Source organism: Mesorhizobium sp. M0001, assembly GCF_040324255.1.
Lineage (GTDB): Bacteria > Pseudomonadota > Alphaproteobacteria > Rhizobiales > Rhizobiaceae > Mesorhizobium.
On sequence record NZ_JAMYVS010000011.1, the window covers coordinates 25,257 to 45,737 of the forward strand.

The 20,481-nt window shown below is 63.8% G+C and carries 19 protein-coding genes; 8 read left to right on the forward strand and 11 right to left on the reverse strand.

The window, feature by feature from the left end; genetic code table 11:
* On the forward strand, nt 1-768 hold the full coding sequence (locus tag NKK50_RS24905; RefSeq protein ID WP_023681837.1) for a metallophosphoesterase family protein: 768 nt from the start codon (nt 1-3) through the stop codon (nt 766-768).
* Here NKK50_RS24905 and NKK50_RS24910 read toward each other — a convergent pair.
* Nucleotides 765-905 (reverse strand): hypothetical protein, encoded by a 141-nt coding sequence (locus NKK50_RS24910; RefSeq protein ID WP_006206855.1) that lies wholly within the window; start codon nt 903-905, stop codon nt 765-767. The two genes, NKK50_RS24905 and NKK50_RS24910, sit on opposite strands and share 4 nt — an antisense overlap.
* Before the next feature lie 371 nt (nt 906-1,276).
* Nucleotides 1,277-1,975: a type 1 glutamine amidotransferase gene (locus tag NKK50_RS24915; RefSeq protein ID WP_023681838.1), complete on the reverse strand. Its 699-nt coding sequence runs from the start codon at nt 1,973-1,975 to the stop codon at nt 1,277-1,279.
* 86 nt (nt 1,976-2,061) lie between these two features.
* Between NKK50_RS24915 and NKK50_RS24920 the strand changes: the two genes are divergently transcribed.
* The 4 genes from NKK50_RS24920 to NKK50_RS24935 all read left to right on the forward strand — a co-directional run bounded on the left by NKK50_RS24920 (nt 2,062) and on the right by NKK50_RS24935 (nt 6,115).
* Nucleotides 2,062-2,709 carry a hypothetical protein gene (locus NKK50_RS24920; protein ID WP_023681839.1) on the forward strand — a complete coding sequence of 216 codons (648 nt, stop codon included), beginning with the start codon at nt 2,062-2,064 and terminating at the stop codon, nt 2,707-2,709.
* Nucleotides 2,710-2,740: 31 nt separating this feature from the next.
* Nucleotides 2,741-3,475: a 16S rRNA (uracil(1498)-N(3))-methyltransferase gene (locus NKK50_RS24925; RefSeq protein ID WP_023704473.1), complete on the forward strand. Its 735-nt coding sequence runs from the start codon at nt 2,741-2,743 to the stop codon at nt 3,473-3,475.
* Nucleotides 3,476-3,589: 114 nt separating this feature from the next.
* Nucleotides 3,590-4,963 carry a glutamate--cysteine ligase gene (locus NKK50_RS24930; RefSeq protein ID WP_352543983.1) on the forward strand — a complete coding sequence of 458 codons (1,374 nt, stop codon included), beginning with the start codon at nt 3,590-3,592 and terminating at the stop codon, nt 4,961-4,963.
* Nucleotides 4,964-5,053: 90 nt separating this feature from the next.
* On the forward strand, nt 5,054-6,115 hold the full coding sequence (locus tag NKK50_RS24935) for a DUF937 domain-containing protein (RefSeq protein WP_352543984.1): 1,062 nt from the start codon (nt 5,054-5,056) through the stop codon (nt 6,113-6,115).
* Nucleotides 6,116-6,348: 233 nt separating this feature from the next.
* On the opposite strand, the gene NKK50_RS24940 is transcribed toward NKK50_RS24935, so the two are convergent.
* A complete protein-coding gene (locus NKK50_RS24940) occupies nt 6,349-6,639 on the reverse strand; it encodes a DUF1127 domain-containing protein (protein ID WP_023670560.1) in 291 nt (96 codons plus the stop codon).
* A 178-nt stretch (nt 6,640-6,817) separates the two neighbouring features.
* Here NKK50_RS24940 and NKK50_RS24945 point away from each other — a divergent pair, with 178 nt between their 5' ends.
* Nucleotides 6,818-7,774 (forward strand): LysR substrate-binding domain-containing protein, encoded by a 957-nt coding sequence (locus tag NKK50_RS24945; RefSeq protein ID WP_023692356.1) that lies wholly within the window; start codon nt 6,818-6,820, stop codon nt 7,772-7,774.
* A 6-nt stretch (nt 7,775-7,780) separates the two neighbouring features.
* On the opposite strand, the gene NKK50_RS24950 is transcribed toward NKK50_RS24945, so the two are convergent.
* Nucleotides 7,781-9,979, reverse strand: a complete 2,199-nt coding sequence (locus NKK50_RS24950; protein WP_023750647.1) for a bifunctional diguanylate cyclase/phosphodiesterase — start codon at nt 9,977-9,979, stop codon at nt 7,781-7,783.
* Between the two features lie 91 nt (nt 9,980-10,070).
* Here NKK50_RS24950 and xseA point away from each other — a divergent pair, with 91 nt between their 5' ends.
* Both xseA and NKK50_RS24960 read left to right on the forward strand, forming a co-directional pair.
* Nucleotides 10,071-11,744 (forward strand): exodeoxyribonuclease VII large subunit, encoded by a 1,674-nt coding sequence (xseA, locus tag NKK50_RS24955; protein ID WP_023735728.1) that lies wholly within the window; start codon nt 10,071-10,073, stop codon nt 11,742-11,744.
* Between the two features lie 8 nt (nt 11,745-11,752).
* On the forward strand, nt 11,753-12,871 hold the full coding sequence (locus tag NKK50_RS24960) for a DmpA family aminopeptidase (RefSeq protein WP_352543985.1): 1,119 nt from the start codon (nt 11,753-11,755) through the stop codon (nt 12,869-12,871).
* A 33-nt stretch (nt 12,872-12,904) separates the two neighbouring features.
* Here NKK50_RS24960 and NKK50_RS24965 read toward each other — a convergent pair whose 3' ends face one another.
* The 7 genes from NKK50_RS24965 to NKK50_RS24995 all read right to left on the reverse strand — a co-directional run bounded on the left by NKK50_RS24965 (nt 12,905) and on the right by NKK50_RS24995 (nt 20,432).
* A complete protein-coding gene (locus tag NKK50_RS24965; RefSeq protein ID WP_023670565.1) occupies nt 12,905-13,147 on the reverse strand; it encodes a DUF768 domain-containing protein in 243 nt (80 codons plus the stop codon).
* A 621-nt stretch (nt 13,148-13,768) separates the two neighbouring features.
* Nucleotides 13,769-14,662: a sugar phosphate isomerase/epimerase family protein gene (locus NKK50_RS24970; protein ID WP_023681847.1), complete on the reverse strand. Its 894-nt coding sequence runs from the start codon at nt 14,660-14,662 to the stop codon at nt 13,769-13,771.
* Nucleotides 14,663-14,728: 66 nt separating this feature from the next.
* On the reverse strand, nt 14,729-15,667 hold the full coding sequence (locus NKK50_RS24975) for an ABC transporter substrate-binding protein (protein ID WP_023670567.1): 939 nt from the start codon (nt 15,665-15,667) through the stop codon (nt 14,729-14,731).
* A 76-nt stretch (nt 15,668-15,743) separates the two neighbouring features.
* Nucleotides 15,744-16,736 carry an ABC transporter permease subunit gene (locus tag NKK50_RS24980; protein WP_023745714.1) on the reverse strand — a complete coding sequence of 331 codons (993 nt, stop codon included), beginning with the start codon at nt 16,734-16,736 and terminating at the stop codon, nt 15,744-15,746.
* The gene (locus NKK50_RS24985) at nt 16,733-18,229 is read right to left on the reverse strand and encodes a sugar ABC transporter ATP-binding protein (RefSeq protein ID WP_050592391.1); all 1,497 of its coding nucleotides are present in this window, start codon (nt 18,227-18,229) and stop codon (nt 16,733-16,735) included. The genes NKK50_RS24980 and NKK50_RS24985 overlap by 4 nt, the downstream gene beginning before the upstream one ends.
* A 44-nt stretch (nt 18,230-18,273) precedes the next feature.
* Nucleotides 18,274-19,653 carry an FGGY-family carbohydrate kinase gene (locus tag NKK50_RS24990; protein ID WP_352499497.1) on the reverse strand — a complete coding sequence of 460 codons (1,380 nt, stop codon included), beginning with the start codon at nt 19,651-19,653 and terminating at the stop codon, nt 18,274-18,276.
* Complete coding sequence (locus NKK50_RS24995) at nt 19,650-20,432, reverse strand: DeoR/GlpR family DNA-binding transcription regulator (protein ID WP_023701285.1); 783 nt, start codon at nt 20,430-20,432, stop codon at nt 19,650-19,652. Before NKK50_RS24995 ends, NKK50_RS24990 begins: the two co-directional genes overlap by 4 nt.
* Nucleotides 20,433-20,481: the final 49 nt, after the last annotated feature.

Here is a 20,481-nt window from a genome sequence, read left to right on the forward strand (position 1 = left end):
TTGACCGAGACCGGCATCCACTACCTCGACGCGCGCGCACCCGATGGCATGCGCCTCTATGCGATCGGCGACGTGCATGGCCGGCTCGATCTGCTCGCCGCCATGCATCGCCGCATCGAGAGCGAACTCGAATACAAGCCGACCAGCGATTGGCGCGTCATCCACCTCGGCGACTATGTCGACCGCGGACCAGAGTCCAAGGGCGTCATAGACTTCCTGATCGAGGCACAGAAACGCGATCCGCGGCATCTGATGCTCGCCGGCAACCACGATATCGGCTTCCTCGACTTTCTCGACGAGCCTGACCCGGAAGGGCTGTTCATCCGTTATGGCGGCGTGCAGACGGCACAATCCTATGGTGTCGACTTAGCGGGACACGCAAGCTGGTTCGGCAAGGCCGAGGCGTTACGGCGGGGACACCAGGCACTGGTCAATGCTGTACCGCAAGCCCATGTCGACTTCCTGCGGTCGCTGCAATTGTCACTGATATCAGGTGATTTCTTCTTATGCCATGCCGGCGTCAGGCCTGACGTGCCGCTGGCGAGCCAGAGCCCGCAGGATCTGGTCTGGATCCGCGACGTCTTCCACAACCATCCAGGGCTTTACCCGAAGGTGATCGTGCACGGCCACACACCGGTGCCGCAGGCGGAGGTGATGCCGAACCGCGTCAATGTCGACACACTCGCCTGGCAGTCAGGCATGCTCAGCGCGCTCGCCGTGGACGGCGCGGACAAGCGTATCCTGACTGTGCAGGGAAAAGCGTTTTAGCGAAGCGCGGCGGTGACGCCGTAGCCGTCGACGGCCTGATGGTTGTTGGCTGCATCGGCGGAATAAATGCCGAGACCGCACAAAACGATGGCAGACAGCATGACAAAGGACAGAAGCGCTGCTTTCACGGACGTCATCTCTAGTTGAGCTTCCTGCATCTGGGCACGAGGCGGTTACCAATGGGTTGAAACCGAGAATTCGTCTCAAAGTTTCGACGATTTCGCGTTTGTAGGTCGATTCTGTATCGGCGGTGTGTCGCGCGGATCACACAGAAGGTTCATCGCGGTTGCATTGCCGATGCATAGCGCGCGCCTTGTAGGATAGCGTTCGGCCACAAACCAAGGACGAAAGAAGTTGTCCCCGGCAGATTCCCCGCCGCGTGCCAATTATGCAACGGATAGAGCGGTTCGCCGCTACGGCGAACCGCTCTATCTTTTTATCTGACGCAATTCCGGACGGAAAACCGCTTCACACTTTTCCTGGAATTGCTGACTGCGCGCGGCCAGTCTCAGATCGTCGCCACCCAGGCGCGGGCAATGGCCAAGCCCGCGGCGTCGGCCTCGGGGCCGTTGCGTGCCATTTCGCTGTCGAGGCGATCCTGCCAGTCGGGATGGCGATCGGCAATCAGCGGCGCGAAGGATGTGCTCCAGTCCCTCACCATCGGCTGGTCGGCCTCGAAATGGAACTGGAAGCCGTAGACGGCGCGGCCGATACGGAACGCCTGGTTCTCGGCAATTTCGCTGCCGGCAAGCCGCACCGCATTTGACGGCAGCGCGAAAGTGTCGTCGTGCCATTCGAAGATGGGGAAATCCTGGGGAAGTGCGCCAAGCACCGGATCGGTTCTGGCGTCCGGCGTCAGCGATACCTTGTGCCAGCCGAATTCCGAGGCGCCGCCGATCTGGTTCTCACCGCCGAAAGAGCGGGCAACCAACTGGCTGCCCAGGCAGATACCGAGAACCGAGCGATCCTTGGCGGCGAAATCGCGGGTCAGTTCGAGCAGCACCGGGAAATACGGGTAGTCATCGTCGGCCAGCGCATTCTGGCCGCCGCCCAGCATCACCATGGCATCGTGTCCGGTCGCGTCGTCCGGCAGCGCATCGCCCTTGTAGGGCCGGCGCAGGTCGAGATCGGCGCCGGCTTCGGCGAGCGCGGCACCAACCTGGCCAAGGCCGGTGTTGTCGTAGTTCTGGACCACCAGCACCCGCATCGCAAAACCCTGCTGACATGAAATGACGCGACGAGCGATATCATGTCGCCAGCATTGCAGCCAAGATGCGTATTCGGGAGAGAGCTATGCCACTGCAGAACCGGGTCGATCCGTTCGGCGCCATCCATGCCATATCCGAGCGCGGCCTGTTCACCGGCAATCGCGGCATCATCCACGATCCTGAGACCAAGACGCTGCTGAAAAAGCGTTGGGCCTTGCCGGCCTGGATCATCTGCGTCCGCCAATTCCGCAATGTGCGGCGCGAGCCGATGGGCAGGAATCGGCCGGGCGGCAGGGCCGGCTGGACCGAGTTGTTCTTCCTCGACGAGGTGACGGCGCTGGCCGCCGGGCACCGTCCCTGTTTCTATTGCCGGCGTGAGCGAGCCACGGATTTTGTCGGGCGTTTCGGCAAAGTCTTCGGTGTAAACGAACCGCGCGCGCCAATGGTGGACAAGCGGCTGCACAAGGAGCGGCTGGCTTCCGGCGGCAAGCCACCTGATGTCACCATGGGAGAGCTTGCCGAATTGCCGGACGGAGCGATGATCGCGGATGGCGGCTCGGCCTATGCGCTGCGCGGCGGCAACGCGCTGCCCTGGTCGTTCGCAGGCTATGGCGATGCGGCGGCCTTCGACAGCCTTGCCGGCCGGTCGCTGCGCCTGCTCACACCGGCCACGACCGTTTCGGTGCTGCGGCACGGTTTTGAACCGGTGTGGCATCGTTCCGCCGAGACTTGACGCCAGGCACCGCCTCGCCCATTCCTCGGCGATGCGCGCCAATTACAAGATGCAGCGGCTGTTCGTGCCGGACGACCTCGCGGCGGGCATCGAATTCGATGCCGGCCAGCAGCAGAGCCATTATCTCATGCATGTGCTGCGGCTCGGCGAAGGCGCCGAGATCCTGGTCTTCAACGGCCGCGACGGCGAGTGGTCGGCGGCGATTGCCACCAGGTCGAAAAGGGCGGTGCGGCTGAAGGTGCTGGCCTCGCAGAGACCGCAACCGCCCCTGCCTGACCTGATCTATTGCTTCGCGCCGCTGAAACAGGGCCGGCTCGACTATCTCGTGCAGAAGGCGGTCGAGATGGGGGCCGGCATCCTGCAGCCGGTGATCACCCAGCACACGCAAGTGGCAAAACCCTCCATCGACCGGCTGCGCGCCAATGTCGTCGAGGCGGCCGAGCAATGCGGCATACTGGCGGTGCCGGAAGTGCGCGAGGCCGAGAAATTCGAGCGCCTGCTCTCCGGCTGGGACAAGGAACGCCGGCTTATCTTCTGCGACGAGGATGCCTCGACCAACAACCCGCTGCCGGCATTACAGGCAATACCTGAGAGGAAGCTGGCGCTGCTGGTCGGGCCGGAAGGCGGCTTTTCCGATGACGAACGCAAGATGCTGCGGGCGCTCCCCTTCGTCACTGCCATCCCGCTCGGACCGCGCATCCTGCGCGCTGACACAGCAGCTGTAGCGGCGCTTGCGGTGATGCAGGCGACGGTCGGAGACTGGTAAGAAGCGTAAAGATCAATTCCTGTTGACCTGTGGCTCAGGATTTTTCGCTTGATCGGCTGCTGACATTTCGTCCATTTAGCGCCGGCGGGCTCCGAGAGCCGCAGAGGGGGCCCCATGGCGCGCGACACAACCGATTTCCGGCCAATCGAAGGCATCGACGAACTGGTCGAGCATCTGGCCGAAGGCAACAAGCCGCGCGACGAGTGGCGCATCGGGACCGAGCACGAGAAGTTCCCCTTCTATGTCGACGGCAACGCGCCGGTGCCCTATGGCGGCGAGCGCGGCATCCGCGCCATCCTCGAAGGCATGCAGCAAAAGCTCGGCTGGGACCCGATCATCGATGACGGCCGCATCATCGGCCTGGTCGAGCCGACCGGCCAGGGCGCGATCTCGCTCGAGCCGGGCGGCCAGTTCGAGCTGTCGGGCGCGCCGCTGGAAACGATCCACCAGACCTGTCGCGAGGGCAATGCGCATCTGGCGCAGGTCCGCGAGATCGCCGAGCCGATGGGCATCCGCTTTCTCGGCCTCGGCGGCAGCCCGAAATGGTCGCTGGCCCAGACGCCGAAAATGCCGAAATCGCGCTACGAAATCATGACCCGCTACATGCCCAAGGTCGGCACCAAGGGTCTCGACATGATGTATCGCACCTGCACCATCCAGGTGAACCTCGACTTCGAAAGCGAAGCCGACATGCGCCGCAAGATGCAGGTGTCGCTGAAGCTGCAGCCACTGTCGACGGCGCTGTTTGCCAACTCGCCCTTCACCGACAGCCGGCCGAACGGGCTGCAGAGCTGGCGCGGCGACATCTGGCGCGACACCGACAACCAACGCTCGGGCCTGCTCGAATTCTGCTTCTCGCCCGAGTTCGGCTTTGCCGACTATGTCGAATGGGCGCTCGACGTGCCGATGTATTTCGTCATCCGCGACGGCCACTATCACGACATGACGCACATCACCTTCCGCCAGTTCATGGCCGGCGTTGCCCGCAATGAAGTACCGGACGGACTGCCCACCATGGGCGACTGGGCGAACCATCTGTCGACCCTGTTCCCTGACGTCAGGCTGAAGCGCTTCCTCGAAATGCGCGGCGCCGATGGCGGGCCGTGGCGCCGCATCTGCGCGCTGCCGGCCTTCTGGGTCGGGCTGCTCTATGACGAGGCCGCGCTCGACGCCGCCGAGGCGCTGACTTCGAGCTGGACCTATGAAGAAACGCTGGCGATGCGCAATGCGGTGCCGGAACAAGGCATTTCCGCGCCGTTCCGCAACACGACGCTGCGTGAGATCGGCCGCGATGTAATGACCATTTCGCGCCTTGGGCTGAAAAATCGCGGCAGGAAGAACCGCGACGGCTATGACGAGACCTCGTTCCTCAACACGCTGGACGAAGTCGTGGCGCGCGGTACCACCAGTGCCGAGGAAATGCTGTCGGCCTACCACACGCGCTGGGGCGGCTCGATCGAGCCGGTGTTCATGGAATATGCGTATTAGCGTGGCGCCTTGAGCAGCGGCAAAAGCCGCTTCAATCGAACATCGAAACGAACTAGGTTCTCCCTCGAGGATTTCCGGGAGGAGAAACCGATGCCTACCTTGTTCGACATATTGGCGCAGGCGCAGAACGGCAACGGCATGCAGGCGCTTGCCCAGCAGTACGGGCTTTCCATGCAGCAGACGCAGGCGGCTGTCGCCGCTCTGCTGCCGGCCTTCTCGCAAGGGCTGCAACGCAACACCGCCGATCCCTATGGGCTCGGCGCCTTCATGACGGCGATGGCGAGCGGCCAGCACGCCAAATACTTCGAGGACGCGACCAGGGCTTTCTCACCGCAAGGCGTCAATGAGGGCAATGGCATTCTGGGTCATCTGTTCGGCTCGAAGGAGCTGTCGCGCGCGGTGGCCAGCCAGGCCGCGCAGGCGACCGGCGTCAGCCAGCAGATCCTGCAGCAGATGCTGCCGGCCATCGCTTCGATGGTGATGGGCGGATTGTTCAAGCAGACGACAAACCAGTTGACCGGGGGTCAGATGCAGGCCGCCGGTGGCTTCGGCGGCGGCAGCAATCCGCTCGGCGAGATCATCGAACAGATGATGCGGCAGGCGGGCGGCGGGGCACAGCCTGCGCCGCAGCCAGCACCCAATCCTTACGGTGAGAACCCGCTGGGCAAAGTGCTGCAGGACATGTTCGGCGGCGGCGCCCAACAGCCGCAAAGCCAACCGCAACAGGCGCCCAACCCCTATGGCGACAATCCGCTGGGCAAGGTGCTGCAGGATATGTTCGGCGGTGGCGCGGCACAGCAACCGCAGGGCCGGCCGCAGCAGCCAACACAGCCGCAACAGACGCAGAGCCCTTACGGCGACAACCCGCTGGGCAAGATTTTTGAAGAGATGATGCGGCAAGGCGGTGATGGCGGCTTCGGCCTGCCCGGTGGGCAGCCGGCGCCGCAGCAGCCGCAAGCACCCCAGCCGCGACAGGCACCGCAGGAGCGCCAGGCGCCGCAACCGCAGGCCAATCCGAGCGGCAGGCCACGCAATCCGTTCGACGATATTTTCGGCAAGATGTTCGAGACCGGCGCCCAGCAGCGCGACGACTATCAGAAGGGCGTGGAAACGATCTTCGACCAGTTCAAGCGGGACATGGACCGGCGGTAGTTGGCGGTAGTTGGGCGCTGACCTTCGCGGCTTCGGAGCAAGGAACGAAGCGACGCGGCGCAGACCGCACGATGACGACGGAGCTTTAAAAGAAAAGCCCGGTCCTGGAGGAGGACCGGGCCAGTGTGCAGGCTGGCCGGCGGGGAACCGGCAGGGAGTGGGGAGCCTGCTATACTCGTTGGTCGCAGCGAGCCTGAGAAAGGTTCACGGCAACCGAAACAATGCGCCCGATATCACGCTATCTGGCGGGCGAGATCTTCGATCGTATCGGCACGATCGCTCGCAATCGCACGCAGCTTCACGGTCGGATCGGCGCCGAACGGCACATCGATGGCGACATGGAGATCCGCGCGCGTCAGGCCGATATCGGCGAGTTCGGCGTCCGACATCTCGCCGAGGCGATAGAAGGCCCGGCGATTTTTCCAGGCCTGGTAGGCATTGAGAAGGGTGTTGGCCACGCGCGTCGCAACGGCCGGACGCGAGGTTATGCGCGAGGTCTCGGTGGCGAAATCAAACGTGGTCATGTCGGTCTCCTTCAGACTCGAACTGGACAAGACCAGGCGATCGGCGCTGGGGACAGCGGCCGTTCCGGTCTCGATTCACATGCCTTCATGTGGACAATGTGAATTTGCCACGCACCGATTGATTAATCCAACGAATGTTTCTAATCTTTAGCATCAACGCTAGTGATGGATTGGACCGATGAAAGCGCCACTCGATCTCGACCAGTTGCAGACCTTCATCTCGATTGCCGACACCGGCAGCTTTACCCGCGCGGCCGAGGAAGTGCTGCGCACACAATCGGCGGTGTCGATGCAGATGCGCCGGCTGGAAGAGCGGATCGGCAAGCCGCTGTTCGAAAAGGACGGCCGCACCAACAGGCTGACCGAGGAAGGCGACAAGCTGCTCTCCTACGCGCGCCGCCTGCTCTATCTCAACCGCGAAACGCTGGCCGCCTTCGATGACCAGCGGCTCGAAGGCACCATCCGCATCGGCACCCCCGACGACTATGCCGACCGGTTCCTGCCCGAAATCATGGCACGCTTCACACGGTCAAACCCGCGCGTCGAACTGACCGTCATCTGCGAGCCTACGCCAGGCTTGGTCGAGCATATCAAGCGCGGCAATCTCGATCTTGCGCTGGTGACGCACAACGATACGCGCGGCCAGTCGGAAGTGGTGCGGCGCGAGCCGCTGCTATGGGTGACCTCGGCCAACCATGCCACGCACGAACAGGAAGTGCTGCCGATGGCCTTCGGCCGGCCGAACTGCATCTGGCGGCGCGCCGCCGTCGATGTGCTCGACCGGCAAAACCGCGACTATCGAATCCTGTTCACCAGCTTCTCGGCCACCGTCATCACCGCCGCGGTGCTGTCGGGGCTGGCGATCTCGGTGCTGCCGGAATGCGCGCTGCGGCCCGGCATGCGAGTGCTGGGCGAAGCCGACGGTTTTGGCGCCCTGCCCGACTGCCGCATCGGCATCATGCGCGGCCAGACCTCGCGTCCCGAAATCGTCGACGCTCTGGCCCGGCACATCTCGGAAAGCCTCGACAATATTTCCGTGCCGCTCGGCGAAGAAACGGGAAGCTTCGATTTCGCCTCGCTCGCCTTCGCCAAGATGAAGCGGGGCAAGCCGAACCAGATCCTGCCTGGCTGGTAGGAACGATCAGGCCGACGCTGCCGCCTCCGTCGTTGCGTTGGCCGACGACAGGCCGGGCAGCGCCACCAATTGCGCCGGCTCCAGCGGCGGCGACAAGAGGTAGCCCTGCAGCTGCTGGCAGCCCATGGCGACCAGCAGCGCCTTTTGCACCTCGGTCTCTACGCCCTCGGCGGTGACCTCGACCTTGAGCGCGCCGGCGAGATCGATCAGCGCCTTGACGATGGCGCCCGAATTGCCGTCGCCGTCGAGAAGCCGCACGAAGGAGCGGTCGATCTTCAGCTTGTCGATGGCATGGCGGCGCAGATAGCTCAGCGACGAATAGCCGGTGCCGAAATCGTCGAGCACAATGCCGACGCCCGACTGGCGCAAGGCTGCCAGAGCCGCTCTGGTGGTGTCGTTGTTTTCCAGGAGAACGTTTTCGGTGATTTCGAGCTGCAGGCGCTTCGGCGCCAGTCCGGTTTCGGCGAGGATCGAGGCAACCTCTTCGGCAAAGCCGGCGTCGCGCAATTGCAGCGGCGAGACATTGACGGCGAGCCACGGCAGTTTGGTCTTCACGGCGAAGCGGCAGGCTTCTAGCAGGGCCCATGCGCCGAGCTGCCCGATCATGCCGCGTTCCTCGGCGATGGCGATGAACTGCGCCGCCGGCAGTGCGCCATGGACCTCATGCGCCCAGCGGATCAGCGCCTCGGCGCCGACAATGGTCTTGCCGTCGCTGGCAAAGACCGGCTGGTAGGCGAGCTTGATACCGGTGCCGCCATTCAGCGCGCTGCGCAGCTCGCTCTCGACCTTGCGCTTGCGCAGCAAAAGGTCGTCCATGTCGCCGGCGAAGACCTGGTAGCGGCCACGGCCGTTCTTCTTGGCTTCGTAGAGCGCGATGTCGGCCTTGCGCAGCAGATCGTCTGCGTCGGCATCAGGGCCTGTCGACAAGGCTATGCCGATGCTGGCGCTGATAAAGACCTGATCGTCCATCAGCTTGAACGGCTCCTGCAGTTTCTGCAGCACCCTCTCGGAAATATCCTCGGCGTTCCTTACGTCGCGGACATCGATCAGGATCACCGCGAATTCGTCGCCACCCAGTCTTGCCACCGTGTCGACGTCGCGAACCGTATGCTGAAGCCTGGCCGCCGTCTGGCGCACGAGTTCGTCGCCTGCCGGGTGACCAAGCGTGTCGTTGACATGCTTGAAGCGATCTAGATCGAGATAAAGCAGCGCGACCTTGCTTTCATTGCCGGAGGTAAGCAAGGCACGCCGCAGCCTGTCCTCGAACAGTGCCCGGTTGGGCAGGCCGGTGAGCGTGTCGTGAAAGGCGAGATATTGCGCCTGGGCCTGGCTGGTCTGCAGCGCCGATGACGCACGGCGCAGACGCCGGAGCAGAAAGGCGAGCACGCTCGCCGCAACCAGCGCGGCCAGAGCTAGGGCCGGGCTGGCCTTGCCCACCAGCGTCAGGCCGGGCCGTTCCTGGTCCCAGGCAATATAGCCGAGGATGACACCCTGTTTGTCGATAAGCGGAATGGCAGCCGAGCCAAGCGGCTGAGCCATCGGCAGGAGATGCGCCCCCGCCAGAAGATATTTCTGCGCGATCTTGCCGATCACCGCGTCGTTGATGAACTCTATGGAGACATGCAGATATTCGCTGCCGGATGCCTGGGTGACGCGATCCGAACTCGGCACCAGAGGCATGACGCTGAGTATGGCAGGCTGACCGCCAAGCGAGACCAGATCGTCGGCAACGAATTTTGCGCCGGCCTGGCTTGCGTCCTTGCTCATCATCTGGCGCAACCTGGCGATGGTCGGCCGCAAAGCGGGTTCGTCCTCGCCAAAGACGGCAGGCGACACGACCTTGCCTTCGCGCATGGCGTGGACCGGCCGGTTGGCGTCGTCCAGCACATAGACCCGGTTGTGGCCGTAATACGAGGACATCCAGACGCTGAGATTCTCTGCCATCCAGGTCTGGTTGCCGGCCTTGGCGTTGATAACGGAATCATCCCAGACGGCGACGCTTTCCTGCTCGCGCTTTACCGCGGCGACCTGGTCCTGCAGGCCGTTGGCCAGGAAAACCTTCTGCCGCTCGAGCGAGACCCGGTCGGCCTGCATGGTGGCGTAAAGGCCGAAGCCGACAACGATGGCCAGTGCAAAAACGGCAAGCGTCAGCACCGTCAGGGTGACCTGGAACGTCAACGGGCTGCGTTGTCTGCGGGCGCTCATGCGTCCTCCTTGGCCCAGAGTCAATCAGGACAGGCTTAAGATCAAGTTATGGAATCTTGACGCGGAGCGACAACAGCCGCTCAATCGGCCGATGAGCGACGCAGAATCCGAATCACGAACCAATGCCACCGAATACACGGTGAGCGAGATTTCCGGCGCGCTGAAGCGCACGGTCGAGGATGTCTTCGGCCATGTGCGGGTGCGCGGCGAAATTTCCGGCTATCGTGGGCCGCACTCTTCCGGCCATGCCTATTTCACCCTGAAGGACGACCGCGCGCGGCTCGATGCCGTGGTCTGGAAAGGCACGATGAGCCGGCTGAAATTCCGCCCCGAAGAGGGGATGGAGGTGATCGCCACCGGCAAACTCACCACCTATCCCGGCAAATCCAACTACCAGATCGTCATCGACAATCTAGAACCCGCCGGCGCCGGGGCGCTGATGGCGCTTTTGGAAGAGCGCAAGCGGCGACTGCAGGCCGAAGGGCTGTTCGATGCCGGCCGCAAGCGGCGGCTGCCCTTCATGCCGCGCACCATCGGCGTCGTCACCTCGCCGACCGGATCGGTGATCCGTGACATCATCCATCGCATCAAGGACCGCTTTCCGCTGCATGTGCTGGTCTGGCCGGTGAGAGTGCAGGGCGAGACGGCGGGGGCGGAAGTGACGGCGGCCGTCAACGGCTTCAACGCGCTGGCCTGGGATGGAGCGATCGTGCCGCCCGACCTTCTGATCGTGGCGCGCGGCGGCGGCAGCCTCGAGGACCTCTGGGGGTTCAACGATGAAGGGCTGGCGCGCGCCGTCGCTGCCTCGCGCATCCCGGTGATTTCGGCCGTCGGCCACGAGACCGACTGGACCTTGATCGATCTCGTCGCCGACATGCGGGCACCGACGCCGACAGGTGCGGCGGAGATCGCGGTGCCGGTGAAAGCGGACCTCGAAGCGACACTAGCCAGTCTTGGCGCACGGCTCAAAGCAGCTACCTTGCGCAATTTCGAACGCAAGCGGCAGGCCTCGCGTGCGGCCGCCCGCGCGCTGCCCTCGCCCGACCAGTTGCTGGCGCTGCCGCGACGGCGGCTGGACGAGGCGGCCAGCCGGCTTAGCCGGGGGCTGATGGTCTCCACCGAAAGAAAGCAAGCTCGGTTCTTCGCCGTGAAGCTCACTCCGGCAACGCTGTCGCGGCGGATTGCCGAGGCGCGACGCACCAACGACCGCAACCTTTTGCGCGCCCAAGGGGCGCTGCGCGCATTGGCGAGAGCCCGGCGCGCGGAGTTGAATCGTGCGGCGGATCAGTTGCCAAAATGTGCGAAAGCATCCCTGCAACGGCACAGGCAGCAACTGGCTTTGCTGCAAGGCCGCATTACGATCGAGCCAACGGCACGGCGGCAAACCGTGCAGAGGGATCTGCTGACAGCTTTGACGAGACGCGGCACGCAAGCGGTACTGCTCAGGCTGGAGCGACTGCGCGGCCGCATCGTCCAATCCGAGAGGCTGATGGCAACGCTGTCGCACAAGGCTGTGCTGGCCCGCGGCTTCGCACTGGTCAAGGATGCCGACGGCGCGGTGATCAAACTGGCAGTTGATGTGGCGCCGGGCGCTGGCCTGCAGCTGGAGTTCGCCGACGGCATCGTAAATGCAGTCGCGACCGGCGACGCCGAGCGGGTGCAGGCCGTTGCCAAACCAGCGGCCACGCCGCCCGCCAGCAAACCCGCCGCAAAGCCGACGGCCAGCAAACCGAAAGAACCGGGCAATCAGGGCTCGCTTTTTTAGAGGACCGCATGACCGGACATGACCCGCATCTTCAAACGCCGGCGGGCAAGCCGCGCGCCCGTGCTTTCGGCATTGCCTTCGAGGGCACGCCGGGCGGCTTCAACGCCATCACCGATGTGCCCGGCGTATCGGTCGGCTATGCGACGCTGATTTCCGGCGAGGGTCTGCTCGAGGTTGGCACGGGGCCGGTGCGCACCGGCGTCACCGCCATCCTGCCGCGGCCGTTGGCTGAGCTCGCCACGCCGGTGTTTGCCGGTGTCTTCAGCCAGAACGGCAATGGCGAGTTGACGGGGTCGCACATTATCGAGGAAGTCGGCGCCTTCAACCTGCCGGTCACGATCACCAACACGCATTCCTGCGGCGTTACCCGCGACGGCACGCTGCGTTGGATGCAACGCGTGCTGCCGCCGGCGCTCGACAGCGGCTGGGGCCTGCCGGTTGCGGCGGAGACCTATGATGGTTTCCTCAACGACATCAACGGTCATCACGTCGGCTTCGAAGATGTCGAAGCCGCGCTCGACGGTGCCGCCGGTGGAGCGATCGAGGAAGGCAGTGTCGGCGGCGGCACCGGCATGATTGCCTTTGGCTTCAAGGCCGGCTCGGGCACGGCATCGCGCATCGTCGAGTGGCAGGGCATCAGGCATACGGTCGGCGTATTCGTGCAGGCGAATTTCGGCAAGCGGCGCAATTTCACACTGCGCGGCGCCCGCGTCGGGCCTGATCTGGTAGAGCCGGCGATGCGCGAAGGCACGCCGCGTGCCGAAAAGGGCTCGATCATCGCCATCGTCGCCACCGATGCGCCATTTCTGCCGCACCAGATGAAGCGGCTGGCAAAGCGCGTGCCGCTCGGCATCGCCATGACAGGCGGCTTCGGCTACCACAGTTCGGGCGACATTTTTCTGGCCTTCACCACCGCCAATCCGCAAGCAGCACTTGCACCATCGGGACGAACCGTAAACGTCGCTTACATCCCGGACGTCGATATCGATCCGTTCTTCGATGCGGTGGCGCAAGGCGTAGAGGAGGCGATCCTCAATGCAATGGTCGCCAATGAGGATATGAGCGGACGCGACGGCAATTTCGTGCCGGCGCTGCCGAAGGCCTGGCTGAAAGATCGATTTGGATAGAGGACAAGGCCTGGCGGCGCCAGGCCTGTTGCGTCACGGCTTGGCCGCGTTGCTCTGGTCGGCCTCGGCCGCCTCTTCGAGCCGCGATGCGATCAGTTCCTGGATGTCGCCGACTTCTTCCTGGATATCTTCCAGCGGAATGCCGACCTCAGCGGCCTTGGCCGCGCACTCCTTGGCGAGGGTCTCGGCCTGCTTCTCGATCTTTACCGGCGAGTGCTGGCAGTGGACCTTTTCACCGATCCATCCGCGCAAGAACTCGATCGCATGTTCACTCATACTGCTTTTCCCTGGCGGCTATGCCGGTTGGTAACCGTAAACGTCCGCACCCGGTAAAGGATGCATGCTGCCATTCGAACCGAGTCGGCTTCGCCCGGCAAGTTGATCTTGTCGGAGGTCCGAAGAGCCGAATGAAGGGAAGGGTTCAATGAGCACGTTCTGATTGTTTGATAGAGTGGTACGTTGGCCGGGATCGGCTTCGGCTCTATGCTGTTGTTCTTACGATCTTTTCCTGCTGTCGACGGCCGATTTGTATCACAATAGGGATCACAACGCGTAACACATTTTCTGCTGCTTCGTGGTACACAGCCACAGCTACACGGTCGAAGCCGCCGCTATATAGTGACATCATTATGCGATGTCGACTCTATCAGCCATCCTGCTTCCTTCCGCCGCGCTGTGTCAAACGTCATCCCCGTCCAGTATGGAGATCGGATGGCCCCGGAGGGCGTATGAAGATGTTGATTTTATTGCGTTTCGTGAGCCAAAATCAGAAAGCTCTCGTCAGCGTCACCCCGCTCGACTGCCTCCGCCACACTCAGCGCCTCCGACGTCGATTCCTTGCACGTAACGCGCGGGCCGGATGAACGACAACATTGGCGCTTTGGCAGCGCGCTCCTGCTAAGGACGATGTCTCGATGCGACAAGCTCTGCCTTGCGCTGCGCCGTCTCCAGCCCGATTGAGATGAAGGCGCGCGCATGCCGGGCCAATTCCATATTGTCGGCCCACAGATTGCGCCAGATCGCGGTCTTCCGTGAGAGGTTCTCGTCGACGATCTTCGACGAGAAGGATTCAAAGCTGAGGTCGTCCCTATAGCCGATTGCGGTCAGCGCATCGAAGATGGCGGCAAAGTCGATATTGCCGGTGCCGAGGAAACCGCGATGGCTCTCGCCGATATGGACATAGCCGATCTTGTCAGCGGCATGGCGGATAGCCAGTCCGACATCGGCCTCCTCGATGTTCATGTGGAAGGTATCGAGATGCAGGAAGATGTTGTCGGAGCCGGTGTCCGCGATGAAGGCCAGGCCTTGTGAAGCGGTGTTGAGCAGATTGCTTTCGAAGCGGTTGACGATCTCCAGGTTGAGCGTGACGCCGGCGGCCTTGGCCGTCTCCGCAACCTTCGCAAGTGTCCCCGCGCTGCGGTTCCACTGATCGCGCGTCGGCGCCTGCGTCTGCAAGCCGTGGCTGGTGCTGAGGATGCCGCCAATCTTCTGGCCGCCGAGATCGCGGGTGAGCGCGATCGTCTCGTTGAGGATCTCGACGCCGCGCGCGGCAACCGCCTTGTCGGCACTCGAAATGTCGCCGTCGGCCGGCAGGCCGATGCTGATCGCGACGCCGAGCTTGAGGTCGGCGATGCGCCTGGCCAACCCGCCAACGTCGACATTGGCCGGGTCAAGATAGGAGAACTCGATCAGGTCGAAGCCGGCCTCTCTGGTGTTGGCCAGCGTGCGTTCGAGGTCGCCTTGCGCCGAACTCGCCGACCAGACGAAGGAATGAATACCGATGCGCGACATGATCGTCTCCCGTTTCTGGAATTGAGATGCGGCCGGGTTGCCCCGGCCGCATCGGCCTTGGGAGGCTTAGCGGGCTGCGGTCCAGCCCTTGTAGTCTTTCAGGTTCTCGGCCGTGATCAGCTTCGGGTCGAGCAGCACGGTCGGCTCCGCCGGCTTCTTGCCGGCAAGCAGCTCAGCCGCCATCGTCAGCGACTGGCCAGCCATCACGTAGGGATCCTGCGAAGCCGAGGCCTTGATCATCGAGGTGCCGGAAGCGAGTTCCTTCTCGATATCGGGAGCGCCATCCACTGCGGTGAAGATGAACTCCGAGCGATTGAGCTGCTTGGCCGCAAGCTGGGCGCCGATCGCCGTCGGATCGTTGATGGCAAACACCGCATCGATCTTGTCGAAGCGGGTGAGCAGCGACTGGAAGACCTTCAGGCCGCCGTCGCGCGAGCCTTCGGCATTCTGGTCGTCGGAGAGGATCTTGATGTCGGGGTGTTTTGCAAGGACGTCCTTGCAGCCCTTCACCCGCTCCAGGATCGACGACGACGCCGGGCCGTTGAGGATAACGTAGTCGCCCTTGCCGCCGGTGTGGTCGACCAGATACTGGCAGGCCTCTTCGCCGGCCTTGACGTTGTTGGTCATCACGGTGACGTCGGCGCCTGGCGCCGAGACGTCGAAGGCGGCAACGACGATGCCCGCTGCTTGCGCCTTCTTCACCGCCGGGCCGATCGCCTTGGCATCGACCGCATTGAGCATGATCACGTCGACCCCGGCGGCGATGAAGGAATCGACCTGAGAGACCTGCTTGTTGAGGTCGTAGTCGGCCGACACTGAGGTTACCTCGACCTTCGGGTTGATCTTCTTGGCTGCGTCCTCGATGCCCTTGATGGTGGCGACGAAGAAGGGGTTGCCGAGCAGGCCGACCGAGATGCCGACCTTGTTGAGGTCCTTGGCCGATGCGGGCGCGATGGCGGCGGCCGCGAGTGCGACGCCGCAGAGCAGTTTAGCGATGGTCTTCATTGCTTTCCTCCAATTGCCCCGCGCCTCTCACGGTGCGTTACACAAACCGGTCGTTTACGCCGGCGACCAAGGTCAATCACGTTCTCGCTCCTGCCTGGAGCCTGTAGCGGTCGAGGGCGACTGCCACGATGATGACCAATCCCTTGATGATGTACTGCCAGATGTCCGAGACACCGGCCAAGATGAGCCCGTTGGATAGCACCGCTATGATCAGGCCACCGATCAGCGTACCCCAGATCGAGCCGACGCCGCCGACGAAGCTGGTGCCGCCGAGAATGACCGCGGCAATGGCGTCGAGTTCGTAAGACTGCCCAAGCTGCAGCCCGTTGGCCGCATAGAGCCGGGCCGCTGACATGGCGCCGCCAAGGCCGGCCAGCAGGCCGGAAACGCCATAGACAAAGAGCAGCACCAGCGGCACCTTGATGCCGGTCAGCCGCGCCGCTTCGGCATTGCCGCCGACGGCATAGATCCAGGTGCCGAGCACGGTGCGCTTGAGCACCAGCCAGGACAGCACCACGACCGACAAGGCGATGATGACCAGCCAGGGAACGCCGAACAGCGCACCGTTGCCGATGAAGTCGAACGGCAGGTCCGAGTTGAACACCGTGGTGTCCTGGCCGAGCAGGCGGGCGACGCCGCGCACAGCGGTCAGCGACCCCAGCGTGACGATGAAGGGCGGCAGTCTGATATAGGCGATCAGCAGCCCGTTGATGACGCCGAAGCCGAGGCCGACGAGAATGGCCGCCGGCACGCCCAGCAGTCCCCAATCAGGCACCAGCGACACCATCACCGCCACCATCGCCGAGGCGGCAAGTATCGAGCCGACGGACAGGTCGATCCCGCCGGTCAGGATGACGAAGGTCATGCCCGCTGCCAGCACAATGTTGATCGACGATTGCTGCATGACGATCAGCAAATTGGTCTGGGTGAAGAAGCGCGCGTTCATCAACTGAAAGCCGACCGCCAGCAGGATCAGGATCGGCAGCATGCCAAGGGCGGCGAAGGCGGTGCGCAACCGCCGGCTCCTGCCGACAGCCTGGCCACTGATCTCGGTCGCCTTGTCGGTCATCCCTTGGCCGCTCCCGTTGCAAGTTCCATAATTGCTTCCTGGCGCAGCGGCTGGTCTTTGGACGCCGTAACCTCGCCGGCAATCGTGCCGTCGCGCATTACCAGCACGCGGTCGGCAACGCCGATCACCTCCGGCAGTTCGCTGGAGATCATCAGGATGGCGATGCCCTTTTTGGCGAGATTGTCGATCAGCCGGTAGATTTCCGACTTCGCTCCGACATCGACGCCGCGCGTCGGTTCATCCAGGATGACCACTTGCGGCTCGGTCTCGAGCAGGCGGGCAAGCAACACTTTCTGCTGGTTGCCGCCCGACAGCGAACCCGCATTGGCCTGTACCGACCTGGTGCGGATGGAGAGATCCGAAACGGCCGTGGCAGCACGTCTCTCGGCGGCTTTGAAATCCCGCAAGCCGCCGGGCCGCGCATCCCTGGCCAGCACGCCCATGCTGATGTTGTCGGATATCGACATGTCGAGGAACAGGCCGAGCTCCTTGCGGTCCTCGGTGAGATAGGCGATGCCGGCATTCAGTGCCTCGCTTGGCGAGCCGATGGTTACGGGCTTGCCGTCGAGTTCCAGCGTGCCGGCGATGCGTCTGTCGGCGCCGAAGATCAGTCGCGCGAGTTCGGTGCGGCCCGAGCCGACAAGGCCAGCCAGAGCCAGTACCTCGCCCTTGTGCAATTCGAAGGAGCAGTTCTTCAGGAGATTGCCGTCCGCCATGCCGCGCACCGACAAGGCGACCGCGCGCTTGCTGTCCGGCGGGCGATGATCCTTCCTGTAAAAAGCGGACAGGTCGCGGCCAACCATCATCGAGACGAGGCGCGAGGCGTTCAGCTCGGCGCGCTCGAGTGTGCCGACATAGCCGCTGTCGCGCAGCACGCTGACACGGTCGGCCAACTGGTAGACCTCTTCCATGCGGTGGCTGATGTAGATGATGGCGATGCCTTGCGACTTCAGCGTCGCGATGACCTCGAACAGACGGTCGGTCTCGCGCGAGGTCAGAGAGGTGGTTGGCTCGTCCATGACGATGATGCGCGCGCTGGTCGAAAGCGCGCGGGCGATTTCGACCAGCTGACGCTCGCCGAGCGACAGGCTGGAAACCTGGGCCCGTGCGGAGAAGGACACGCCGAGACGCTTGATGATCTCATTGCTGCGCCGGTAGCATTGGTCGCGGTCGACGATGCCGAAACGCCTCGGCTCATTGCCGAGGAAGATGTTCTGCGCGACCGTCAGGTTGGGCGCCAGCGACAGTTCCTGATAGATAACCGCAATGCCGTGAGCCCGCGCCTTGATCGGGTCGCCGGTGGCGACCGGCACGCCGTCGATCAGTATCTCGCCGCCGGCATCAGGCCGATAGGCGCCGGACAGCACCTTCATCAAAGTCGACTTGCCAGCACCGTTTTCACCCATCAGCGCATGGACTTCGCCGGCATGGACGGTCAGCGACACGTCCTGCAGGGCGCGGACTGGCCCGAACGTCTTCGAGATGTGCCGCATTTCCAGCACTGGCTGGCGCGTGACTTCGGCCTGAGCAGCGACGATCACCGTGCGCCTCCCGCTGCCGCGCGGGGGATGCCCTGCTCGCCGATGAGGCCACGCCATGTGTCGCGATATCGGGCAAGTCCGGTGAAGCTTGCGGCACGCACGGGCTCCGGCACTTCCGCGGCAAATTCGCGGCCGACGGTCTCGAAGGCCAGCGCCGCCGCCCCGGTGGCGCTGCCCTCCAGTGTGGCCCCTTGCAGGAAGGCCTGGCTGGGACGCAGTTGCGCCACTAGCCCGGCGAGCAGGCCGCCAGCGTTCAGTCCGCCATCGACGATCACGGTGTTATCCGAATGGATCTGGTCGAGGCAGAGGTCGACCATCAGCGCGACGTAGAGCAGCGCCACGGCTGCGCGTTCCTCGGCGCTTGGCATGCGGCCGACCAATTTGCCGGCGCGGCCGGGCATTGGGCCGCCCGGCGCGAAGCTCGGCAGCGCCATGCTGCCGGCGTTGATCACCCGCTGCACTGTCGCCGGCGCGATCGCGCCTTGCCAGCCGTCGCTGATCGTGGCGAATTCGCGCCCGCCCATAAAGCGGATGGTCGGCACAGGGCCGCCGTCGACATCGACATTGACCAGCATGTCGCGCTGGCCATCGAGCGCGTCGAGCAGGCAATCCGGATTAAGCACGACGACCCAGGTGCCGGTCGAGACGACGGTGACCGGGCCAAGCTCCTGCCGGCGATAGGCATGGAGCGCGGCATTGCTGTCATGGACACCATTGTGGATGGCGATCCGCCGCTTCGTATCGCCGAGGCGTTGCTCGCCGACAACCGAGCCCGCCCGCTCGAAAGCGGGCATCCGGTCGCGCCAGCCCTCAATATCGACCAGCGAACTGAAGTCGCGCTTGCGCGGCGCCCATAAATGCGAGTGGCAGCCGAGATAGGACACTTCCGAGACCGCCCGGCCGCCAAACCGCCAGCTCCAGTATTGTGGATAGCCGAGGATCGATTTCGCGGCCGTGAATGCACCGGGTTGCACCGCCTGTAGCCACAGCATGTGGCGACCGTAGTTGAAGCCGAGCGGCAATCGCGGCGAGAAGGTCTCGGTGAAATCCGGAACGAGGCGATCTATTTGCGCGGCAATATCAGCCGGCGGCTCTTGCTCGTAGTCGAGTATCGGATGCGTCAGCGCCGCCTCGTCGACCAGGGCAAAGGTGCAGCCATGGCCCGACACCATCACGCCCTCTACGCCATGGATGTCGGTGGCCTCGCTTACGGCGCGAACCGCCCAATTGCGAAGTGCTGCCTCATCAAGCACGCTGAAGCCATCTTTGCGCATCCAGTTCGGCCGGGTCCGGCGCTCGTCGACGATGCGCCCGTCCTGAGCGAAGACGAACAGCTTCGAATTGGTCTTGCCGAAATCGAGGACGGCCATCTTCACTGGATGGCTCCCGAAGCCGAAGCGATGCGCACCATGACGCCCGCGTCTTCCAGCATGCGCGCGTCGACGTCGGACAGGCCGTCATCGGTCACCAGCGTGCCGATGCGCGACAAGGGCAGCGCGATGTTACGGGCGTGGATCGACAGTTTGCGGCTGTCGGCCAGCACCACGATCTGGTCGGCACACAGGCTGAGATCGGCGATGGAGCGGACCAGCAGCGGGTGCGATTCCAGCACGCCCTCCTGGCCAAGGCCTTGCGCGCCGAGAAAGAACTTCGATGCGTAGAACGGCTCCGCCTGGGTCGGTGAATGGATGATGCCCGGCTCACGATGCAGATCGCCGCCGGCAACGGTCAGGCTGCAATGGCCGTGGTCGCTCAGATAGGCCGCGAGCGGCATCGAATTGGTATAGAGACGGATGCTGCGCTCAGCCAGCTTGACCCCAAGGTGGAAGCAGGTCGAACCGCCATGCACGATGACCGCATCGCCGTCGCGCACCATCGTGGCCGCGAGAGCGGCGATCTGCCGCTTGGCCTCGACCGCGAGGTCGCGGTTCTCGTCATAGGGCCTGGCATAGGCAACACCCGCCTGTGAAGCGCCGTCGAGCGCCGAGATGCCGCCATAGACCTTCCGTGCTTCACCGGCCTCGTCGATCTTGTCGATGTCGCGCCGCACCGTCGCCGCCGACACGCCGAGCTGCTCCTGCAGTTCGCGCACCGACGCGAAGGGGCGATCCCGCAGCAACTCGACGATCTGACGCTGGCGGCCGGAGTCGCTCAATCGTTTTTCCTCCCAGGAGCCGTTTTTGCCGCAGCATTTGACGTAACTT